At 48.5% G+C, this 21,143-nt stretch carries 10 protein-coding genes; 9 read left to right on the forward strand and 1 reads right to left on the reverse strand.

Going from position 1 to position 21,143, the window contains the following annotated elements; translation table 11 throughout:
• Positions 1–34 precede the first annotated feature (34 nt).
• The gene (locus tag GXO76_14445; GenBank protein ID NOY79048.1) at positions 35–1,453 is read left to right on the forward strand and encodes a UDPGP type 1 family protein; all 1,419 of its coding nucleotides are present in this window, start codon (positions 35–37) and stop codon (positions 1,451–1,453) included.
• Positions 1,453–2,373: a mechanosensitive ion channel gene (locus GXO76_14450; protein ID NOY79049.1), complete on the forward strand. Its 921-nt coding sequence runs from the start codon at positions 1,453–1,455 to the stop codon at positions 2,371–2,373. The genes GXO76_14445 and GXO76_14450 overlap by 1 nt, the downstream gene beginning before the upstream one ends.
• A gap of 99 nt (positions 2,374–2,472) precedes the next feature.
• Here GXO76_14450 and GXO76_14455 read toward each other — a convergent pair whose 3' ends face one another.
• The gene (locus GXO76_14455) at positions 2,473–3,135 is read right to left on the reverse strand and encodes a hypothetical protein (GenBank protein NOY79050.1); all 663 of its coding nucleotides are present in this window, start codon (positions 3,133–3,135) and stop codon (positions 2,473–2,475) included.
• Positions 3,136–3,372: 237 nt separating this feature from the next.
• On the opposite strand from GXO76_14455, the gene GXO76_14460 reads away from it, so the two are divergent.
• From GXO76_14460 to GXO76_14490, 7 genes are all read left to right on the forward strand, one after another.
• Positions 3,373–6,738 (forward strand): AsmA family protein, encoded by a 3,366-nt coding sequence (locus tag GXO76_14460; GenBank protein ID NOY79051.1) that lies wholly within the window; start codon positions 3,373–3,375, stop codon positions 6,736–6,738.
• Between the two features lie 29 nt (positions 6,739–6,767).
• Positions 6,768–7,613, forward strand: coding sequence for a hypothetical protein (locus GXO76_14465; GenBank protein NOY79052.1), 846 nt, complete (start codon positions 6,768–6,770; stop codon positions 7,611–7,613).
• On the forward strand, positions 7,603–9,069 hold the full coding sequence (locus GXO76_14470; GenBank protein NOY79053.1) for a hypothetical protein: 1,467 nt from the start codon (positions 7,603–7,605) through the stop codon (positions 9,067–9,069). Before GXO76_14465 ends, GXO76_14470 begins: the two co-directional genes overlap by 11 nt.
• A gap of 29 nt (positions 9,070–9,098) precedes the next feature.
• Positions 9,099–9,659: a YdbL family protein gene (locus tag GXO76_14475; GenBank protein ID NOY79054.1), complete on the forward strand. Its 561-nt coding sequence runs from the start codon at positions 9,099–9,101 to the stop codon at positions 9,657–9,659.
• Positions 9,660–9,920: 261 nt separating this feature from the next.
• A complete protein-coding gene (locus GXO76_14480) occupies positions 9,921–18,269 on the forward strand; it encodes a CHAT domain-containing protein (protein ID NOY79055.1) in 8,349 nt (2,782 codons plus the stop codon).
• 76 nt (positions 18,270–18,345) lie between these two features.
• The gene (locus GXO76_14485; GenBank protein NOY79056.1) at positions 18,346–19,446 is read left to right on the forward strand and encodes an aminotransferase class I/II-fold pyridoxal phosphate-dependent enzyme; all 1,101 of its coding nucleotides are present in this window, start codon (positions 18,346–18,348) and stop codon (positions 19,444–19,446) included.
• 76 nt (positions 19,447–19,522) lie between these two features.
• Positions 19,523–20,881, forward strand: a complete 1,359-nt coding sequence (locus tag GXO76_14490; GenBank protein ID NOY79057.1) for a sigma-54-dependent Fis family transcriptional regulator — start codon at positions 19,523–19,525, stop codon at positions 20,879–20,881.
• Positions 20,882–21,143: the final 262 nt, after the last annotated feature.

A 21,143-nucleotide genomic window follows, 5' to 3' on the forward strand; every position in this document is an offset into this window, starting at 1 on the left:
ATTTGAGAGACATTCGAGAAGGAGGCGGGTTATTATGCAGGACTGGAAAACACTAAAAGAATCTTTTGAAAAAGCGGGACAGGGGCATGTTTTCCGATTTTGGGACGACTTAACAGAGAAAGAGCAGAAGAGATTTCTTGAACAGCTCAAAAAAATAGATCTGGATTTAATTAATCATCTGGTGGAAACCTTTATCCGTAATCCCAGGCCCCGCCGGTTTGATGGTGAATTGGAACCCCCCCAGACCATTCCGATCCCAAAAACCAAAGCGGAAATTGCCCGGGCCCGGGAAGCGAAAAAAATCGGAGAAGAGGCCCTTCGAAGCGGTAAAGTGGGGCTTATCCTGGTGGCGGGGGGCCAGGGCACGCGGTTGGGTTACCCCGGACCCAAAGGAATGTTTCCGATCACTCCGGTGAAAAATAAATCGCTCTTCCAATGGCATGCCGAAAAAATCAGGGCCCTTGAAAAACGCTACGGTGTGGAACTGCCCTGGTACATCATGACCAGCGAATCCAATGATCAGCCGACACGGGAATTTTTCGAGGCAAATAACTATTTTGGGCTAAAGGCTTCACAGATCGTTTTCTTTGTTCAGGATATGCTGCCCGCCGTGGACAAGGAGGGACGGATTCTTTTGGATGAAAAGGGACACGTGTTTACCAGCCCAAACGGGCACGGGGGGACGCTGCTGGCTCTTTACGAGAGCGGTGCCCTCGAGGATATGAAAAGAAGGGGGGTGGAACAACTCTTCTATTTTCAGGTCGATAATGTGCTGGTAAAAATTGCTGATCCCATTTTCCTGGGGTACCACATTCAACAAAATGCAGAGATGTCCAGTAAGGTCGTTCCAAAACGTGATCCGTTTGAAAAATTGGGGGTTATTGGGATTTACAACGGGAAGCTTTCGGTGGTTGAATACAGTGATCTGTCAGAAGAAGACATGCTGGCGCGGAATCCGGATGGCACGTTGAAATACAATGCCGGAAGCATTGCCATCCACTTTTTTCGCAGGGATTTTCTGGAAGCCGAAACGGAAAAAGGGTTTAAACTCCCGTACCACGTGGCCCATAAAAAGATTCCGTACCTGGATGAAACCGGGCGCCGAATTGAACCGGACGCACCCAACGGCTACAAATTTGAAACGTTTATCTTTGATGCGCTCCGGGATACCACGTCGTCAGTTGTCATGGAGGTTGTGAGAGAAGAGGAATTCAGCCCGGTGAAAAACAAAGAAGGAGAAGATTCTCCGCAAACCGCACGCCGGGATTTGACGGATCTATTCGGCCGGTGGTTGGAAAAGGCCGGCGTAAAAATACCCAGAGACGAATTCAACCATGTCATCGGGGCCATTGAAATCAGCCCCCTTTTTGCCCTGGATGAAGAGGAACTGATCCGGAAAATAGGTTCCCGCAAAATTGTATTTCATGAAAAACTTTATTTGGGAGACGATTAATGCTTTTGCTTTTGGGCCTAAACCCATCCAACATTTCGCTGGAACCCATCGTTGAACAGATTAAACAGGCGCTGGGGTTTCTGGATGTCACGCAATTGTTTACGAAACTTTTGCTGTATTTGCCCAACTTGATAGCGGCTGCCATTATTGTTTTAATGGGCTACTTCTTTTATCTGGTGGCCCGTTATTTCATTTTGCGGGCTTTTAAACGCTCCGGCGTGGGAGAGAGCGTCTCAAACGTAATCGTTAAAACCATCCGTTTGCTCTTTATGGGAACAGCCCTGGTTATGGCCTTGAATCAAATGCAGATAAAGGTCATTACGCTTATCTCAACCCTTGGGGTTGCCGGCATTGCCCTGGGTCTGGCGGCCCAGCAAACCCTGTCCAACATGATTGCCGGAATTATTATCCTGATTGATCACCCGTTCAGGGAAGGGGATTTTGTTGAACTGGATGGTACGTACGGCCGCGTTGAAAAAATTACCATGCGCTCCACGCTTCTTCGTACGCTGGATAACACAAAAGTGGATTTGCCGAATCACAAGATTATTGAATCGCGCATTGTAAATCACAGCGACTACCCTTTTCTTCGGGTGCGAATTCCGTTTGGAATCGCTTACAAGGAATTCATCCCCAAAGCGCAGGAAGTGGTGCTGAAATCCATTGAAAACATGCCGCAAATTTTGAAAAACCCGGAGCCCGAGGTCAATGTGACCAATATCGGCGAGTCCAGTATTGACATGGAGTTGATGATCTGGATTGACAATCCGGCCATTGAGATTCCGCTGGGATATGAACTTCGGAAACGGATCAAAATGGTTCTGGATGAAGCCGGAATTGAGATTCCTTTTCCACACCGGCAGATTTTTCTGGAAAAGATTAATTTGGGTGATTTAAAGCCCGACCTTCCCAAGTCGTAGGCCGAAAGAATGGCCGCGAATGAAAGGGGGGCAAAAAAGGGGCGTTCTGGCAGAGCCGATCAGACGATCGAGGTCCTTTGCCAACCGCCAGCCCCTTTCTTAATTCTCTTTCTTCGCTTCGTCAGTTTCTTCCGCTTCAACCTCCACAACCGGTGGTGTTCCGGCAATTAACGGGATGGTTTTGTCCACATCGTCTTTTTTCCCGAGCAGCGTAACCTTGTCTCCCACCTTAAACTCGTAAGTACCATCGGGGATAACCACCGTTTCCTCGCGAAGAATGGTGCCCACAAGCACCTCTTTCGGAAGCTCCACATCCTTTAGCTTTTTGCCCACAACGGGTGAATAATCATAAATAATGACCTGTTCGATGGCGCCTCCGCCCGATTCCAGATCCTTTCGCAATTCTTTCACGCGGCTGGAGTCGATGGTGGTCTTTTCCGTTTCCTGCCGGTTTAATTCGATTTCCAGCTCTTTTTGTGTAAGCTCTTCTTTCACAGATCCGATCTGGCTTAAGAGGCTCGATAATTTCGCCTCCATTTCGTCAAATTTCTTTTCTGTGATCAAGGGGTAAGCCTCTTTTCCGAGTTCCTCAAACAGGGAATCCAGTTTCTTTTGTAATTTCAAAATGTCCAGTTTGGTTTTCCCCAGTTTGGATAACTCACCGGCCTTTTCTGAAAGCTTATCCAGGCCTTCCTTGGCCACCTCTGTGCTGGCTTTTGAAAATTTATCGAGTGAGTCCTGCACTTTTTTTAGAAAATCCATTGTTACCCTCCCTTTTTGATTGAAACCAACAAAATGTGTTCGAATGTTTCTTTTGGGTCCAAAAAACAACAGGCTGATTTTGAGTTGAAATTCATTTACTTAAACTTATAAATTTTTCTTGTAAAAAGCAAAATATTTTTATATCTTTTAACAAAAGAAAGAACAAAAAGTTAGAACCCTTTTTTGGATGGAATTCTCTCTGGCCAGTCACCCAAATTTTGAAAGAATCCCAACTTTATGAGAAAAGCTTTACGAATCACAAGCTTGATCGCGGTGCTGTTTTTAGGGATTCTGATCATTCTTTATGCGTATCTCAGAATAAAATTTCCGCCGGACAAAGTCCAAACCCTGATTTTAGAACAGCTTCGGGAAAACACCCACCGGAAGATCACGGCAACCTCCCTTCGTATTCATCCCTTTTCTGGTTTCGAATTGCACGATCTGGTTGTTTATGATACGACCCGTTTTCCCAAACGGGTTTTCCTGACCGTGAAATCCGTTCAATTGAATTATCGGCTATGGTCCCTCTTTAAGAAAAAAATTGAAATTAAACGGATTGAGGTCGTTGAACCCCATCTGTTTCTTCGCCGGAACCGAAACGGAGTCTGGAATTTTGAGGATTTGATTTCGCCTTCTGCAAATTCTCCCGCGCCGGATTCTTCTTCACAGGAATTGAAAATTCCCGGAATTGTGAAGAAAATCTCGCTTCGTTTGCGGGAGTTCTCTGTACGGGATGCGGGAATGAATGCCGAAATTGCCGATTCACTCGGAGAAGCCGTCGCAAAAATTGGCCCCATTTCTGTTCAACTGGATCATTTTGTCCTTAAGGGACTGAATCCCGCAACCCTTCTTGATCATTTGTCCTTTCAATTGTCGGTGTTTTCCAGACGCGGAAAAATTCAGGTGTCGCTGGTGCCTGCGAGGGGTGTTCCTTTGCCCGGGTTCTTTCTAAAGAAGATCGAAGCCTCGGGGGAATGGACCCTGCAAACGGAATTCCGCACGCCCGAACAGCCGGATTCAACCGAAGGCGACACGTTGGCGCGTCCATCCGCCCGCGTTCGTGTGGCCGGTGCGTTTCATCTGAAGCCCATGGCCATTCGGCTTTTCGGAACCCGCGTATCTTCGGCCGATTCCCTCATTCGCCTCGTCAACAACCTGCCGGACGTTCGGACTGAGCTGAAGGGTGAGGTGGCTCCGAAAACCCTTTCCGTGAAATTCCTGAACATACAAGCAGCGGTGGGGGCTTTTTTGCGCACGGCAATTCGGGTGTCTGCCGACAGCCTCTCAAGTACTCCGGATGTGAGGGTCGCCTGTCAGCAGGGACGGGTCAACCTCACGGAACTGAGTACGTATCTCAAAACCCTTCCGCTTTTGGGTAACAATCCCCTGAAATCGGCCCGGTTGTCCGGAATAATCGATTTTTCAGATTTTCGTGCCCGCGCAACATCTGCGGAAAACCACTTCAACGGCTCCTACCGGTTGCAGCCGCTGGTTCAGCATCTTTCACTTGCCATTCCTGAAATCGGGGCACAAATAACCCGTTTTTCTGCGAAACTTTTGGCCACCGGACAAATCAGGGATTCAAACTTTATTCGGGGAGATGTAAAGGCTTCATTTGTTTTGCCTTCATTGTCTGTGGCTCCTGCGGAAAGCCTGGAAATTTCCGGGAAAAATATCCTCGGTTCGTCTCATTTTGTGCTGGGGAGAAATGGGGTTCCGAAAAAAATAAATTTTATGTTTTCTGCCGACAGCCTGCTGGGGGCACAAATCTCCAGTTATTCGGAATTTACAGTGGCTTCCGTTCCGTATTTGAAAAATCTGAAAATTGAGGACTTCGATGGATCGACGCAAATTCAGATCCAGGGATTGGACGTGGGGGGGATTTCAGGCGGCAGTGCCCGGGGGCATCTGAGCGCCAGCGGACTTCTGGTGGCCAGTTACGGAATGAATGCCTTTGTTCAGGCAACCGTGCATTCAAATGACCTCCAATATCGTTATGCCCCGGGTATTTTTGAATCCCTTCCTGAAATTGATTTTACGGGAAAGGGAAATCTGAAAAGTGCACCGGGTTTTCAAAAGGTTTTTCTGAATGATTTCAGACTAACCCTCAACGATTTTGTCAATGGGGTTATTCGCGCCACCGTTGAGCCGCTTCAGAAAAAAGCCAATGCACAATTGGAGGAATTTTCGGTTGACCTCTCCAGGGTGCGCCCCTTCCTTCCGTCGGATATTCTGGAAAGCCTTCAGTTTGCGGATTGGAATGGACGGGTGACGGTTCAGGCGGAAGCTCAGGCAGCCCTGAATCCGGAGACGGATTCTTTGAAGGTGACCGTTAACGGACAGGCAACGGTTACGGTTCCTTATTTTATTGATTCGGAACTCCTGTTGAATGTGAATGACCTTGCCCTGCAAGCCGATTTCGGCGGTACACCGGACCATTTAAACGCCCGGTTTCAGGGCGATGTCCGATCGGCATTTTTGAGGGATGTGCTGGCAGGGCCCGTCAAAAATACACATTTTGAGGGCCGGGCAGAGATCAGGGATCTGGATAGCATTCACCTGAAGCATTTTTCTCTCAACCAGCCGGATCTCCACGCGGTTGTTCAGGCAAGCGGCGATGTTACCCATTTGAGCGAGACCTTTCCGCGGCTGAACCTGGCAGGCGATTTTAGCGTGCATTCCTCTCAGCCCTTTCCAACCCTTGTAGGCATAACCCTTTCAGGAAATCTTCTGGGGCATTTTCGGGTGAAAACCGATTCGCTTACTCCTGAAAATGTGTGTGCAGACGGGGCAATCACGCTTAAAGGATTTAATGTAGCCATTGAGAAAACAGCGACGATCAGAGGAATTCGCGGGGAGATTCCCTTTCGCATGGGGGTGGATATCGAAAGAAGTCTTTTAATTTCGAACAAGACGGCTGTTCCGATTTCGCTGACGCTGTACCCGGTTTTCCAACCGTATTATTTTCGATCCGATTCTCTTTTTCGAACCATTGGCGTAGATACCATTTCTGTTTTGAATTACACGCTTACAAATCTGCGAAGCGACATCCGGGTGGAAAATGGGCGTATTTTACTGCCCAATACCCGAATAAATTTGTACGACGGAAACCTTGTTTCGCAAATGTGGTTAAATTTGGGTACGGGGCAGTTGAAGGATATGTCATACGAAATTCGGGCTCAGATTGCACGGGTAAATTCGGCCAAATTTCCCGGCTCGCGGAACCGGAAAAAGAAACAGTCCCAAATTGCGGCTTCTTTTCACTTTAAAGGAAAAGGCCTGGATCTTGAAAAGGGTCTGGATATACAGGGGGGTGCTGAGGTAACGGAGATTGGCCCCGCAACCACAGACAATTTGTTGAGAAGCCTGGATCCCCAGGGTCTTGACAAGAGTATTCAACAGGTGCGTCAGCTCATTCGCTTCGGGGCAAAACCCAAGCTGATTTCCTTCCGTATCCGGCACGGAAACCTGTACCCAACGATTCTTCTGTCGCAGCCCTGGTATTATCCCTTTAAAATATCCGGCGGAAAAGTGTCGTTGGTGCGAATTCCGCTGTCGTTTGCGATTAATATGGCGCTGCAGACGTCAGAACCGATTCAGTAGATGCAACGGTCAGAGGCATTAGTAAAATGATGAAGAAGCCCTTAATTATTTTTTCTGCGCTGGAAAATGTGTTGGTAAACCCGCGGAGCTTTCAATGGGAGGATGCCCGGGACATCCTCAATCGGGCGTATCTGAGAGGGATCCCCTGGGTAGTGTGGTCCCGCTGGCCTGTTCAGCAAGTGATCTATTTTCGCGGGCAGTTGGGACTCACCGATCCGTTTATTGTCGAAAGTGGAGGCGCGCTTTACATTCCCTTTGGCTATTTTGATGTTGAAATAAAGGCCGTTGAAAAAGAGGGGTGTGAGGTTATTGAAAATGGATTGCCTGTTGCGCCAATCAGGGAATTTATGGAGGAATTCAGGCGTGTGAATCATTTACCCATTCGGTTTGCTGAGGAATTTTCGGTAGAGGAATTCGCCCAAATTGCGGGGATTCCATTGCATCTGGCGGGCTTTTACCAAAACGCCCGCTATTCACTTGCATTTTATGTGGATCCTTACGCCGGCGGGGAGTGGAGGGACAAACTAAATGTGCAGGCCTCAAAACGAGGAATCCGGATTCGAAAGGAAGGCTCGTTTTATATGGCCGTTGGAAGGAATAATGAAAGCGTTCTGGTTGCAAAATTGAAAAAGTGGTTTGAGATGAGCTGGGGTACGAACCCTGAAGTCATGGCCATTGGCGCCGCCCCTCCGGATACGCCCTATCTGAGGCATGCGGATCGTACAATTGTGTTCAAAAACAAGGGAATGCCTGCAGCCAGTGAGCCTGCTGAAAAGGGTACGGTAACCGTGATGAGTTCGGCCAATCCGGAAAGATGGGAAGGGATTGCGAAACTTTTTGAAACAAACAGTGAGGAAGAAAGAGATGATCAATAGATTTCGAAAAGTATGGATATGGGGATTGGTTCTTCTGATCGTTGGTGCCGTTTTGGCACCCGGTTGCGGGCAGAGGTCTCCCCGGGAGATGACCGTGCTCATTCAGGGGTCTGATGCGTACGCAAAATGGCTGCAGGAAAAATTGTCGGGTCTGGGAAAATCCTTTGGGTGGAAGATTACGGTTTCCGCCTATTTTCAGGATGAAGACCTCCTGGATATGCTTAATCTGGAAAAGGATGGCCGTTCCAATAAAATGGGTGTGATTGAGGTCCCCCTGGAATTGTCGGATTATTTGCGCAAGAAAAAAATGATTATTCCTCTGAAACAGGCCGTGTCCGAGGAACAGTTACGGCAGGACCTCAGAATGTACGATTTTAGCCTTTTCCCGGAGGAGAACAATGCTCAAAAGGTGACTTTCCTTCCTGAACGCGGGACGCTTTTTCTAATGGCCTATTTTAAACCGGCTGTTCGCGAGGTACTCCGGGATTGGAGATTGTATGAAAGAGAGTTTTCTTTTGTCATGCAAAAATACAATCATTGGGGGCTTCCTGTGGGGTACGCCATGGAAAAAAATCCCGAAAAATGGGATTTTTATGATTTGGCCTTTATGGCCTATTACTGGGCTGCCAAGCCCAGTCAGGGGTTGTTGATTCCCAGAATGGCGCATTCGGGGGCTCCCACAACCGGAACACTCAATGATTTGTCAACACGCGCTTTTGAATTGGGTGCTTCAACAAATGATCTGTTCCATCCACTCAATACATCCGTGATAGACATGTTTCAATGGGAAAGCCTTTTTATAAAAGAGGGTCTTTACAATCCGGAGATGTGGGAGAATAACTGGTTGGGAACCGATTTGATTTCTGAATTTCTATCGGAGAATATATTTCTGTCCTTCTTTGACCAATCCCAACTGTTCACGCTTTTTGGGGGGTTAGCGTCGGATACACTTCACGTTCCTCTAAAATTGAGTGAGGTTGGAATATCTACTCTCCCAAAAGGTTGTTCACTCCTGCTGGGGAAAAATCTTGTTTCTGAACGCGCGGGCAAAAAGGTGTCGGGATTCTATCTGTGGTCGCTCGGCATTCCATCCCGATTTCGAAATCCTCAATTGGCCTATAAAGTGATTCGCTTTATAACGGGAGAAAATCTGCAGAAACAAGCCATGAACACCTTTGGGTATCTGCCGTCCCGGAAGAACATTCTTGCGGCGTCGGATTCCGTTCTGGATCGCCGCTGGAAACGGGAGATTTTTCGGGTTGTGAAAAAGCAATTAGCCATAGGTGTACAGCCATTTCCATCAGATTTCAAATGGAATAAGATTGGTGCCCTGTATTTGGCGGCATGGGAAAATATTTGTGTGGAGAAACAAACCACGCGTTGGAACGCGATTGAAAACGCGCTGAAATCCATGGATAACGAGGTGAAACAAATCGAAAAAACCGGTCAAAAATAAGTGCTTTTGTCACAGCGAAGGAGGCAAAAATGAAAAAGGTCATAGGGTTTGGACTGTTGGCGATTCTGAGTGTCGGATTATACAGCTGCAGTATCAAAGCCCCCGAAGTCACCATTACAGGTGAGAAAACAACCCTTGAAAAGCAGGTTGAGGGGACGTATCAGGAGATTGAGAACGATGCCGATATGGTGGCCTCTACCCGGGCCCTTGAGGGCAAGCGGAAACCGGTGATGTCCATTGAAAAACGGCTGGTTTTAAAAGCCATTCAGAATCGCAAATTCAATCAGGATGATGTGGAAGAATTTAAACGCATGGGGATTTTTGGCGAAAATAATCAGGGACTACTGGAAATACGGAACCCGGATAAATTGGAAAAGAACCCGGAGCTCAAGAAACGGGCCCTCATGATTCTAAATGAAGAAAATCATGATCGTAAAATTATTATGAATCGAATTATCCAGGTAAACGAGAATCTAAAGAACGCTTCTCCGGAAGAGGTTCAAGCCGTTTTTGCAAAAATGAATCGCGAGAATTCCAGACCCGGAACATGGATTCAGCTTCCAAATGGAAAATGGGTGAAAAAGAAATAACCCTTATTCAGGGTTGGCCGTGCATTTTCTCGCATGAATCGGCACGTTTTCAACCCAGTTTAATTAAGCGTGGGGAAGCGGATGTTTACGCGTGAGGCGAAAGGGAAATGACGGGCTTTCCGCGAGCGTCAGGTCATGGCAGTAAGGGGTTTTCGCGTGTTTGAAAAGGACGTCAAATAAAAAAGGATTATTTGTTTGCGTTTCAAGACCCAAAATCAGTTTTCCATCCTTCAGATTTTTCCGTTTTTTGCAGGATTTTTGTTGGCTGTTCTCTGGGCTTCAACGGCCGTATCGCAGGAAGCCGGACTTTCTTCCTATTATGAAAAATTGTTTTCTCCGCGCTTGGAGGGGCTGCAGCACCTAACGACCCACCCGAAAAATGATATCTTTCCTTCGCTTTCACCCCGGGGGAAGTGGCTGGTGTTTGCCTCGGACCGCAATCAAAACTATGACATCTGGGCCAAAAACACTCAGACGGGAGACCTGTTTCAACTCACCACTCACAAAAGTGAAGACACTCAGCCGGTCTGGTTTCCAAACGGGAAACAAATTGTTTTTATCTCCAAACGATCGGATGGGTTGGGAGATCTGTATCTTCTTTCTGTGCGCCTCTTTCGGGGTTATCTCCTCTCAAAAAAAACGACGCAATTAAACGACTATCTGGGGTACGATGGCGAGCCGGCCGTCTCTCCCGACGGGAAATGGGTGGCGTTTGTCAGTGACCGGCAAACCGGACGAAAAAATATCTGGCTCCTGAGAATGAAAACCCGCAAGGTCTTTCAGGTAACGACCAACGGCGGATTCTCGCCGGCATTTTCTCCGGGAGGCCGGTGGCTGACCTTTACCAAATTCTCGAAGGGACGCTGGCAAATTGTTAGAATCCCGTTTTCTCCCGAAGAATTTCCTGTCTCTCCCGAAAAGGAATCTGTTGTTTTTTCGTCAGGCAATCCTTCAGGTTTTTCCGCCTGGAGCGATTCATCCCACATTTTAGTCGTAACCTATCCCTACGACACCAACGGGGATGGGAAGAAAACGGTTTCAGATCATGGTGTTCTGGTCGAATGTTCCTCAACCCCGCCAAAAGACGGCCATTTTGACGAAGCCAATCTTCCGGTGTTTAAAACCTCGGGAATCTGGGGATCCTATTTTCCCGTTTGGGGGAAAACCGGGAAGATCCTTTTTTCATCGGACTTTGAGGGAAATAAGGATATCTGGGCCATGGAGCCGTTTGGCGAGATTCGCATTCCGGATACCCCCTGGGCCATTTCAGCGTTTGCCGAGCAGAAATTTCCCCTTCAACCGGTGCGGTATTTTCAGGTTCTGAATGATTCTTCGTTTCAAACGGTCTGGCGGAGAGCCCGAAAGACCTACCTCTTGCAGCGCCTGTTTGTTTTGAGAAAGGGTTTACAGCGTGCCCAGGGCTCCCCGGATTTCTTTTCTCAATTTGCCTTTAAAATGGGAGAGACGGCGGAAAAGCTCGGCTGGAACAACTTAGCCGACACGTATTATTCCCGGGCCATTCAGGATGGGGCAACGCAGACTCCCTGGGCGCTCCGGGCGCAACTGGCGCTCTGGAGGTTGGGTACCCTTCACCCGGCCGCTGAAATGGTTGAAATCGATTCGCTTCTTTCCCAGACAATTCGGGACAAGACGTCCCGGGCGCTGCTGTATCTGGAACAGGCAAGGCTTTTCAGGAAACTGGGAAAATACAATCAGTCGCTGGAAAGGCTTCAATCCGTCCTGAATGAAAAAGCCATTGCCGTGGATGTAATTTTTCGTGCGGGCCTTATGCTGGGGGAAATCTACACGGAACTACAGAATTTTCAATTGGCTGTCAAAACAGAGGCCGCTCTTCTGCGCCTGCACCCCGATGCCTTTTACTGGAATCAGGTGGTTCTTCAAAAAATAAAATGGATCCTGTCTCAAAATCCGGAGTGGTCCGATCCGGTTCAGGAGTATCAGTTTTTTATTCAAACCTATTCGGACATCCCGCAGCTCGCCGCATGGGCTCAATACGAGATCGGGTACACGTACGAGAAGCAGGGAGATTTTCGGGTAGCCATTCGTGAATTCGTGCGTACCCGGACCCACTATTCCACGGAGCGGGAAGCCTATTTCAGGGCGACCGTTGGTTTGATTGCAATAAACCATTTCATGAAGGATTCGCAGGCTCTGATTCGCGTGTGCCGGGAGACGCTTCAAAAGGGCACTCTTTTGGATTCCACACAGGTCTGGTGGGTACGGCAGAATTTGGTTCGTGCCCTGTTGAATAAAGGGGAAAAACTCCTTTCACAAAATGACTGGCAACTGGCACGTTCGGCTTTTCAATCGGTGCTTGCAACCGATTCCCTGAATGTAGAGGCCCACCGGGGGATTGTGAAGTGTGCCGACCGGGGAAATCAATTAGCAGCCGTAATCGGTCACTATCGGGAGAAAATCCTCAAAAGTCCCGAAAATGATGTTTACCTGTACACCCTGGGTCTGGCCTATTCTTATCTGGCAACGCGGCAGGAGCGGCTTTCGGAGGAATATCGTCTTTTGCGGCTTTCAAATCGTTACCTCGAAAACGCCCTCAAGCGTAATTACCGGTTGGTTTACGCGTACCTGACACTGGGATTCAATTATGAAACTCTGGCGGGCCTGGAGCGAATGCTGAAAAATCAAAAGGAACCGTTGGTTTCGCGCATTACAAAGGGTGTTCTGGCTCCGGTCTTCTGGGCCGTTCGGACGCTTACGTTCCAAAAAGCCCCCGCACAACACCTCTGGTATGAAAAAGCCATTGACCTTCTCACCGTAGGTGTGTCCATTAATAACGAGAAAAAAAATCCGACCTTAGAGGCCCAGCTCACCCTGAATTTGGCCAATAATTATTATCAAATGGGTGAATTTGGTTTTGAGAAGGCCTTTCATTACTACCGCATCCGCATGCAATTGGACTCCACATTCCGCTCCGTTCAGCAAGAAGCGCTTGTGTATGAGCGGATGGGGCATTGCGCCATTATCCTCGAAAACTGGCCGGAAGCGGTAAAGGATATTTCGAAAGCGATTTCACTGTATCGGCAGCAGAAAAACACCCCGAAAATTCTGGAAAATACGGATCGTCTGGCCTGGGCCTATTTCATGTCGGGGGAGTACGATCTTGCGGTTGAAAACTATCTGGATATTCTGAGAACGGTGCGAACGCTTCAAAATCTCCCGGAAAAGGAACGAACCCTGGAGAGACTCCATCGGAATTTGGCCAATGCGTATCTGTATTTACACGATTTTCGGAGTTCGCTGAAGCATTTGCAAATCGCATTAAATCTCCTGGATTCGGGGAAGATCAAGGACAAGCATTCGTTAAAAGGATATTTGCGCATCGAGTTTTTGGGTTACTCCATCCCGGTTTTTAATATCAACAAACTTCTTGAACAAGGGGGAAGTAAAGGGGTGTTAACCGTGGCCGATGAGCGGGCCCTTCTCTACACGCTTCTAAAAAAGAATTATGTCGAACAAAAGTATCTCTTACAGGCCATCCGGGTTTTGGAAGAAAAGAGAAGGCTGTTTCACCAGAAGAAAGACCATTTGGCCGAGGCGGTTACCGAAAATAATCTGGGGTTTCTCTACTCCTTTTATGGGGATTATGAAAGTGCCTGGAAAAAATTTAGTCGTTCATTTTCCATTTGCCGGGATAGGAAGTATTGGTCCGGTGCGGTGATTAATCTTAATAATATCGCCCGACTGACCCTTGCTTTTTGGACAAAAGAAAAACTGACCGGAGAAACGCCGCAAACCATTACGGTGGATTACAAGCGGGTTTTGGCCCTTCTGATGACGGGCCGCAGCTATCTGGAAAACATTCCCTATGGAATGGCCAAAGAACGGGTGGCCCTGTTGTACCAGACAGGAATTTTGAAAACACTTTTGTATCTTTTGCCGTTGCGCACGCAGCAGGACACGTCATCGGTACGCACGATTCAGCGTTACGCGGCGGCCACAGACGTTTTGCAAATTTATGGCCGCGCGCTGGACTGGGCGGCACGGCTGCATTTGATGCGCGAACAAATTATTCTTCGGAAAAATCGGGCGGATATTTATCTGTTCTTGGGGTGGCCGGACGAAGCCAGAGCCGATCTGCAGGCCGCCCGGCAGCTGGCTCTTCAAACAGGAGCCTCCAATTTGCTGTGGCGGATCGATTTTGCAATGAGTACCCTGAGTCAGCCGGGGGAAAGGCCCCTGGCACCTGATTCGACCGCCTTCCGCTTGCTTGAAGAAGCCGTTCAGATTCTCGAAACGACACCGGACACAACCGGAGGTCGCCAGTTTATTGGCGAGCCCCGCCTGGATCAGGAACTTGTGTACGAAACCTACTTGAACAAGGAGGCTCGTGCCGGGCGGGTGAAGAAGGCCCTTGAAATCAGTGAGAGGCGTGAAGAAAAGTGGTTTTTGGATGATCTGAGCGGATACAGGCTGAAATTGAAATTGGAATCGCACAAAATATTTTACGGCAATGCCCGCTATTTACTCCTTGAAATAGCCCGGCAGAAAAACAGCCTGCGAGAATTGTCGGCTCGAAAAATCCCCGATATTAAGCGTCAATCCCGCATAAAGGCTCATCTGGACAGTCTTCAGACAGAATACACGCAGATGATCCGGCAGTACCTTCAGACCGAACCCGAATTGGTTGCACTTGTTCAGCCCGTTACCATTCCGGTCAAAAAGATTCAGGCCATTTTAAAACCGCGTACCGCGTTGATCAGGTATGATCTGGGTCTGAAAGACAGCTGGGCCTGGATGGTAACACGCGACACCGTTTTGCAGGCAGCCCTGCCGGTTTCGAAGGCGGAGGTGGTTTCGCGTGCCAAAAAAGCCCTGGCAATGAAAGGAGTCTGCGCGGAACCCGATTCAAATTTTCACTGGCTAAGCCAAAATTTGATTGATCCGCTCCTCAAGCAAGGCCAGCCCTTTTCGCGGCTCATTTTTGTTCCGGACAGAAGCCTGCTGGAATTTCCCTTCGGTCGTTTACCTTACAAAAACGGGTGTCTTTCCGATTCTGTTTCCATTCAGTATGCTGCGGATTTAATGAGTTTCTATTTTCAGTTTCAGAAGAGGCATATCCCCCAGAAAAAAATCGCATTTGTTTCCCCGGGAAAGGCCGTATTTGATTTTTCGGTTCCTTCCAAAGCAACCCTGGTACGGGATGTCCGGCGGTCAGCCACAGAGCTAAATCTCCGAAAGGTGGTGCAGGATGCGGATATCATTCACCTGAAGGTACCACTCCTTACGGATCGGTTTCAGCCCATGCGGATGGCATTTGGATTGCGCTATCCAAATGTGAAATGGCGCAAAATGTCCACACTGATTTCACCTTTTCCTCCAAACAACGACGGCCGGCTTCACATGCACGAGGTTTTCGGATTGGATTCCCGGGCAAATGTGCTGATTCTCGAGAGGGATCCTTCTCAAGGGCAGACTCCAATTCCCTCGTCCGATTTAATGACCCTTGTTCATGCGTTTACTTACGCCGGGGTTCCCTCGTTTATCTTCCAGATGCACACTCTTCCCGAAAAAGCCAGGCGCCTGTTTTTTAATGAATTTTACAAGCACGTGTTTACTGAGCGTCCCTTTGACGCATTCGAAATGGCTCAGAAGAAAGTCAGGCAGGTTTTCCCCGATCCGGATGTGTGGGATGCGTATCGTTGGTTTGGATTTGAAGGCATGTCCCCCGGGGAGGAGGTGCAATTTGCAAAGAGCCGGCTCAACCGGATGTTTGCAATGGGGTACCGTTTTGCACAGAAGGGCTACTGGTGGGATGCCATTCGCAATTATGAGCAGGCCCTCCGGATGGCCAAGCTGCTGAAACAAACGGCGAAGGTGGTTATTCTGTATCAGCAATTGGTAGAGGCAAGTGCCAATGGAAAATACTGGCCGCGCGCCGCCCATTATCAAGAGCTTTTGAATCGGTTTTACGAAAATCAAAAAGACTGGGAATCTCTTCTGGAAGGAACCCATGCGGCGCTGGTTTTTTACAGTCACCTCCACAATCGAAAAAAAATGGCTTTCTACCAAAAGAAATACGAAAAATTGCTGGCCCAGTTGGGGACGCATGCGGAACAGGCACAGGCCTTTCGGCAAATTGCGCTCTTGCAGGAGCGAAATAAGAATTACTCCGAGGCGCTTTCCTTTTTGAAAAAGGCCCTCCGGATCTACCAAAAACTGGGAAAACCGGCTGAAAGCGCACAAATTCTGCTGGATTTGAGTCGGATTCATCTGAAATATCTGGATGCCTACAGTCAGGCCATTGCGTATGCTGAAAAGAGTTTGTCGCTTGTTAAGAATGAACCCCCTGCAAAAATACACATGCGAATTTACCAGTATCTGGGGCTGGCGTACGAGAAAATTGGTTCGTACCAAACATCGCTTGATTTCCAGATGAAAGCGGCGGCGTTGTCTCGAAACCTTGGGAATTTGAGTGATCAGGGACTGGAACACCAATTTTTGGCCAACATTTACTGGAAGATGGGAGATTACCTCCACGCCCTGAAAGAGCAGGAGAAGGCCATCGAGATCTTCCAAAAATTGAAGGACCCCCGGCTCTTGAAACTGGCCTATTCAACCAAAGGCCTTATTTTCATGAGTTTGAATGAAATTCCAAAGGGCCTGTCCCTTGAAATGCAGGCCCTGGCTCTGGCCAGATCCCTTGGGGACAGCCTGGACGAAGCGACTATTCTTAAAAACATTGGCAACGGATATGCCCGGCAGGCCAATTGGGATTCTGCCCGAACAGCCTATCGGCAGGCGATAAAAATTGACAGTCTGATTTCGGCCAAACGGGGACTGGGGTACGATTTTCGAAATCTGGGTCTTTTCTTTTTGCAGGAGAAAAAGAATAAAGCGGCATTGGGGTATATGAAGCGGGCCCTTGCCATGAGCCGGCGCATTCGCGACCGCCGGAATGAGGCGTCCTGTTTATTGGGATTGGGGCGTATCTATCACCAAATGGGCCGGGTGGATTCCGCCCTTGCGTATGGGAAAGAGGCCGTTCGTTTGGCGCAACAATTGGAAATCCCGGAAATCACCTGGCAGGCCTTTGAGTTTTTAGGGGACACCTGGACACAGAGGGATTCATTGCAAAAGGGCTTGCAGGCGTACGAAAAAGCCATTGATGTGATTGAAAAACAACGCGCGCAGATTCGGGTGGAAAGTTTTCAAACCGGCTTTCTGGCGGATAAAATGGGGGTGTACGGGAAGGTCATCAATTTGCTGGTGCGACAGCATAAACCGCGGAAAAGCTTCGAATTTGCAGAGCGGGCAAAATCCAGAAGCTTTATCGACATGCTGGGCAATCGAAAAATAAATTTTCGGGAGGGCGCCGATTCAACAGCTCTAAAACAGGGAAATCACATCCAGAATACCATTCAACGGTGGCAAAACATTCTGGCGCAAGTGTACCAAACACCCGAAATGACGCCCGCTCTGAAAGACAGTATTTCCCGCATCCGCGCCACGCTTGACCGCTTGCGAGCCCGTTACCGGGATTTTTTGGATCGGCTTCGAATGGACAATCCGGAACTGGCGTCGATGGTGTCTGTGGAGCCGTTTCGGGTCGGGGACATTCAACGCTCTCTCGACGACTCAACAGCGCTTTTGGCGTATTACGTTCTTCCCAAAAAACTGATTCTCTGGACGCTTCGGAAAGATACCATCGCCGTGTCGTCTGTACCGATTTCCTCCAAAAAATTGATTAATCTGGTCAGGATGTTTCGGGCGGATTTGCAGAAGAAACTTCCCATTGATGACCAGGCCAGGCGCCTGTACCGTATTCTCATTCGTCCGGCGGGAAATTTTCTGAAACCGTGCTCGCAGCTCATTCTGGTGCCGCACGGTGTGCTTCATTATCTGCCCTTCGGGGCCCTGATGGACGGCAAGGGCCGATATGTGCTGGAGCGGTTCCGTCTGGCAAATGCCCCCAGCGCCACGGTCCTGAAATTCTGCCTGCAAAAGGGGGATCATTTTCAAAAGACAAAAGGCGTTATCCGAAAGGTTCTGGCCGTTGGTGATCCGGATTTGGGTAATCCTCGCTACGACCTGCCGTTTGCCGAAAAAGAGGCGGAAAGCCTGAAACGCACCTTTTCGGAAACAACCGTTCTTTTGCGAAAACGAGCAACGGAAACCCGGGTAAAACGGATTATCGGAGAATATGACCTGGATCTCTTTTCGACCCACGGGGAATATGACCCGGTGAATCCGCTTTTTTCGGCCCTGCGGCTGACGCCCGACTCCTTGAACGACGGCCGTCTGGAAGCGTGGGAAATATTTGGCCTTCGGATGAACGCATTTTTGGTCACAATGAGCGCCTGCGAAACGGGTCTGGGAAAGATAACCCGAGGAGATGAAGTGATCGGGTTATCGCGCAGTTTTATTTTTGCGGGAACACCTGCCGTGGTAGCCTCCCTCTGGAAGGTCGATGATCTGACAACGGCAGTCATTATGAAGCGATTTCATCGGTACCTGCATCAGGGGCTTTCCCGGGCTCAGGCCTTGAAAGAGGCTCAAAACTATGTCCGGCAGTACATCCATCCGTATCCCTATTTCTGGGCGGCGTTTTATCTGACGGGGGATCCGCGGTAGGAAATCCTTTACGGATTTTTCCGCAAATGCGTACAATAGCCGGGAGTGAAAGAACCATCTGACCATAGAGGCAGACATGTTAGCCAAACGATTAAAGTATTTAAAACCGTCGGGTATCCGAAAAATATTCGATCTGGCCCAATCCATTGAAAATCCCGTAAATCTGAGCATTGGAATGACCGATTTTAATGTGCCGGAACCCATTCGGGCGGAGGCCAAGCTCTGGATGGATCGGGGATTGAATCAATACGTGAACACCCAGGGGTTACCCGAACTACGGGAGCAGCTCAGCCAAAATCTTCAAGAGGAGGGCGTACAGTTTGATGATGTCATCATTACCAGCGGCGTAACCGGCGGATATGTCATCAGCATTATGGCTCTGGTCAATCCCGGAGATGAAGTGCTCATCCCTGACCCCCGGTTTGTTATGTACAGTTTCGTCGTTGAGTTGTTCGGCGGTATTCCCCGATTTATTGACACGTATCCCGATTTTAAGCTGCGCCCGGAACAGATTGAAGCAATGATTTCACCTAAGACCCGGGTGCTGGTCCTCAACAATCCCAACAACCCGACGGGGGTGGTTTTGTCACCGGATGAGGTGAAAGCCATTGCGGAAGTGGCTAAAAAACACAATCTTTATGTGATTTCCGATGAGATTTACAATAAATTTCTGTACGACGATATACCTTACACAAGCATTGCCAATTTTTATGAGAAGGCGGTTGTTCTTCGGGGATATGCCAAAAGCTGGGGAATGAGCGGTTGGCGCATCGGCTATGTGGCAGCAGCGAATGAATTAATGACGTATTTCAAGATGCTTCAGCATTACACGTACGTGTGTGCCCCGCCGTTTTTGCAAAAAGCGGCCATGGTTGCTGAAAATTTTGACGGATCGGAAATTATTCGGGACTATCAGGAGAAGAGGGATTTTATTTACCACGGATTGAGCGGCTTTCTGGACGTGCAAAAGCCGCAGGGAGCGTTTTATATTTTTCCAAAAGTACCCCAAGGAACAGCCACGGAGCTGGTTGAACAAGCCGTTAAACGAAAATTGCTGATGGTGCCGGGACAGGCGTTTTCGGAAAAAGACACCCATTTTCGGATTTCTTTTGCCGCTTCCAGGGAAGCCCTTGAAAAAGGGATTGAAATTTTATATGATTTAGTCAACGGACACTAAGTCGGTAAAAATCCTGCACGCATGAAGAAAATCCCTTGGCGCTTTTTGGGACGTAAAAATTTTTGGAGATTAACACATGACCGATGAAGTTTCAATTCTCATTGCGGATGACGAAGAAGATTTTCGAATCATCTTTTCGGATATTATTCAAAAAATGGGCTACCATGTGGAAACCGCCCAAAATGGGCAGGAAGCCCTTGCCGTAGTGGAACGTCATCCCATTGACATTGCGTTAGTCGATTTTAAAATGCCCGGCATGAGCGGACTGGAGCTATTGAAGGAAATAAAATCACGAAAACCCCAGATTGAGGTGATTTTAATTACCGGAATGGGAACCATTGATTCGGCTGTGGAGGCCATGAAATCGGGGGCGTATGATTATATCACGAAGCCGGTTAATTTTGAAGAGCTGGAGAATGTCCTCCGGCGAATTATTCAGACCCAATCGCTCATTCGAGAAAACCAAATTTTAAAGGAAGCGGTCCGCCAAAAATACAAATTCCAGAATCTGATCGGGGCCACGCCTCAGATGCAGAAGGTTTTTCAGATTATTGAAAAGATCAGCAAAAACCGAAGTACCGTTCTGATTCAGGGAGAAAGCGGAACCGGAAAGGAGCTTATCGCGCGAGCCATTCATTTTAACGGGCCCTGGGCAGATAAGCCGTTCTTGCCGGTGGATTGCAGTGCCATTCCTGCGAATTTGGTGGAAAGTGAGCTGTTCGGGCACGAAAAGGGATCATTTACGGGGGCCCTCTATTCCAAGAAAGGTCTTTTCCGCCTGGCGGAGGGAGGGACCGTTTTTCTGGATGAGATTGGCGAACTGCCGCGGGACGTCCAGCCCAAACTCCTGCGTGCGCTGCAGGAACGGGAGGTGAAACCGGTTGGCGGTTCCAGGCCGATTCCCGTCGATGTCCGAATTATTGCAGCGACCAATCAGAATCTGGAAGAGGCCATTTCCGAAGGCCGCTTTCGGGAAGACCTGTTCTATCGCCTGAATGTGGTCCAAATCGACGTGCCTCCTTTGCGGGAAAGGCGCGATGACATTCCGCTGTTGGTTCAGCACTTCATTGAAAAATACCGAAAAAAGCAGGCTAAATCCGGAATTAAGCGAATCTCCCCGGAAGCCCTTCAGGTACTTATGTTGTATCATTGGCCCGGAAATGTGCGGGAACTGGAAAATGTGATTGAGCGCACATTTGCTCTTGGCGGCACAGAAACCATTCAAGTTTCAGATTTGCCCGATTATTTGATCCAGCAAATTCCGAAAGATAATCCGCCTGAAAGGACTGTTCTGCGTTCTTTAAGAGAAATTGAGAAAGAGGCCATCGATCGCACCCTCCGTGCCGTCAAGGGGGACCGGAGTCGGGCGGCCGAAATCCTGAAAATCGATCGGACAACCCTCTATCGGAAAATAAAGCGCTACAAGTTATCGTGAAAATTGTGCCCCACTCCATTCCCATTTCTTTTTAATCTGCCTGTGCAAAATGCCACTGAGTGGCAATTTGCAACGGAAGGCACCGCGCATGTATTCTTTGAAAAACAGGTGGATTCCTTCTCATATTACGCTTTAATAAACAGCAGGTTGTATAAAACAGAAGTGTTCTTGAGCAAATACTGAAGGCTGATCTGACCCATTTTTCCCGCTTTTCTGGCCAAACACCCCATGCCCTGAATGCAAATAGCCACATTCTTTCCTT

The sequence above is a fragment of the Calditrichota bacterium genome, assembly GCA_013151735.1.
Taxonomy (GTDB): Bacteria; Zhuqueibacterota; JdFR-76; order JdFR-76; family BMS3Abin05; genus BMS3Abin05.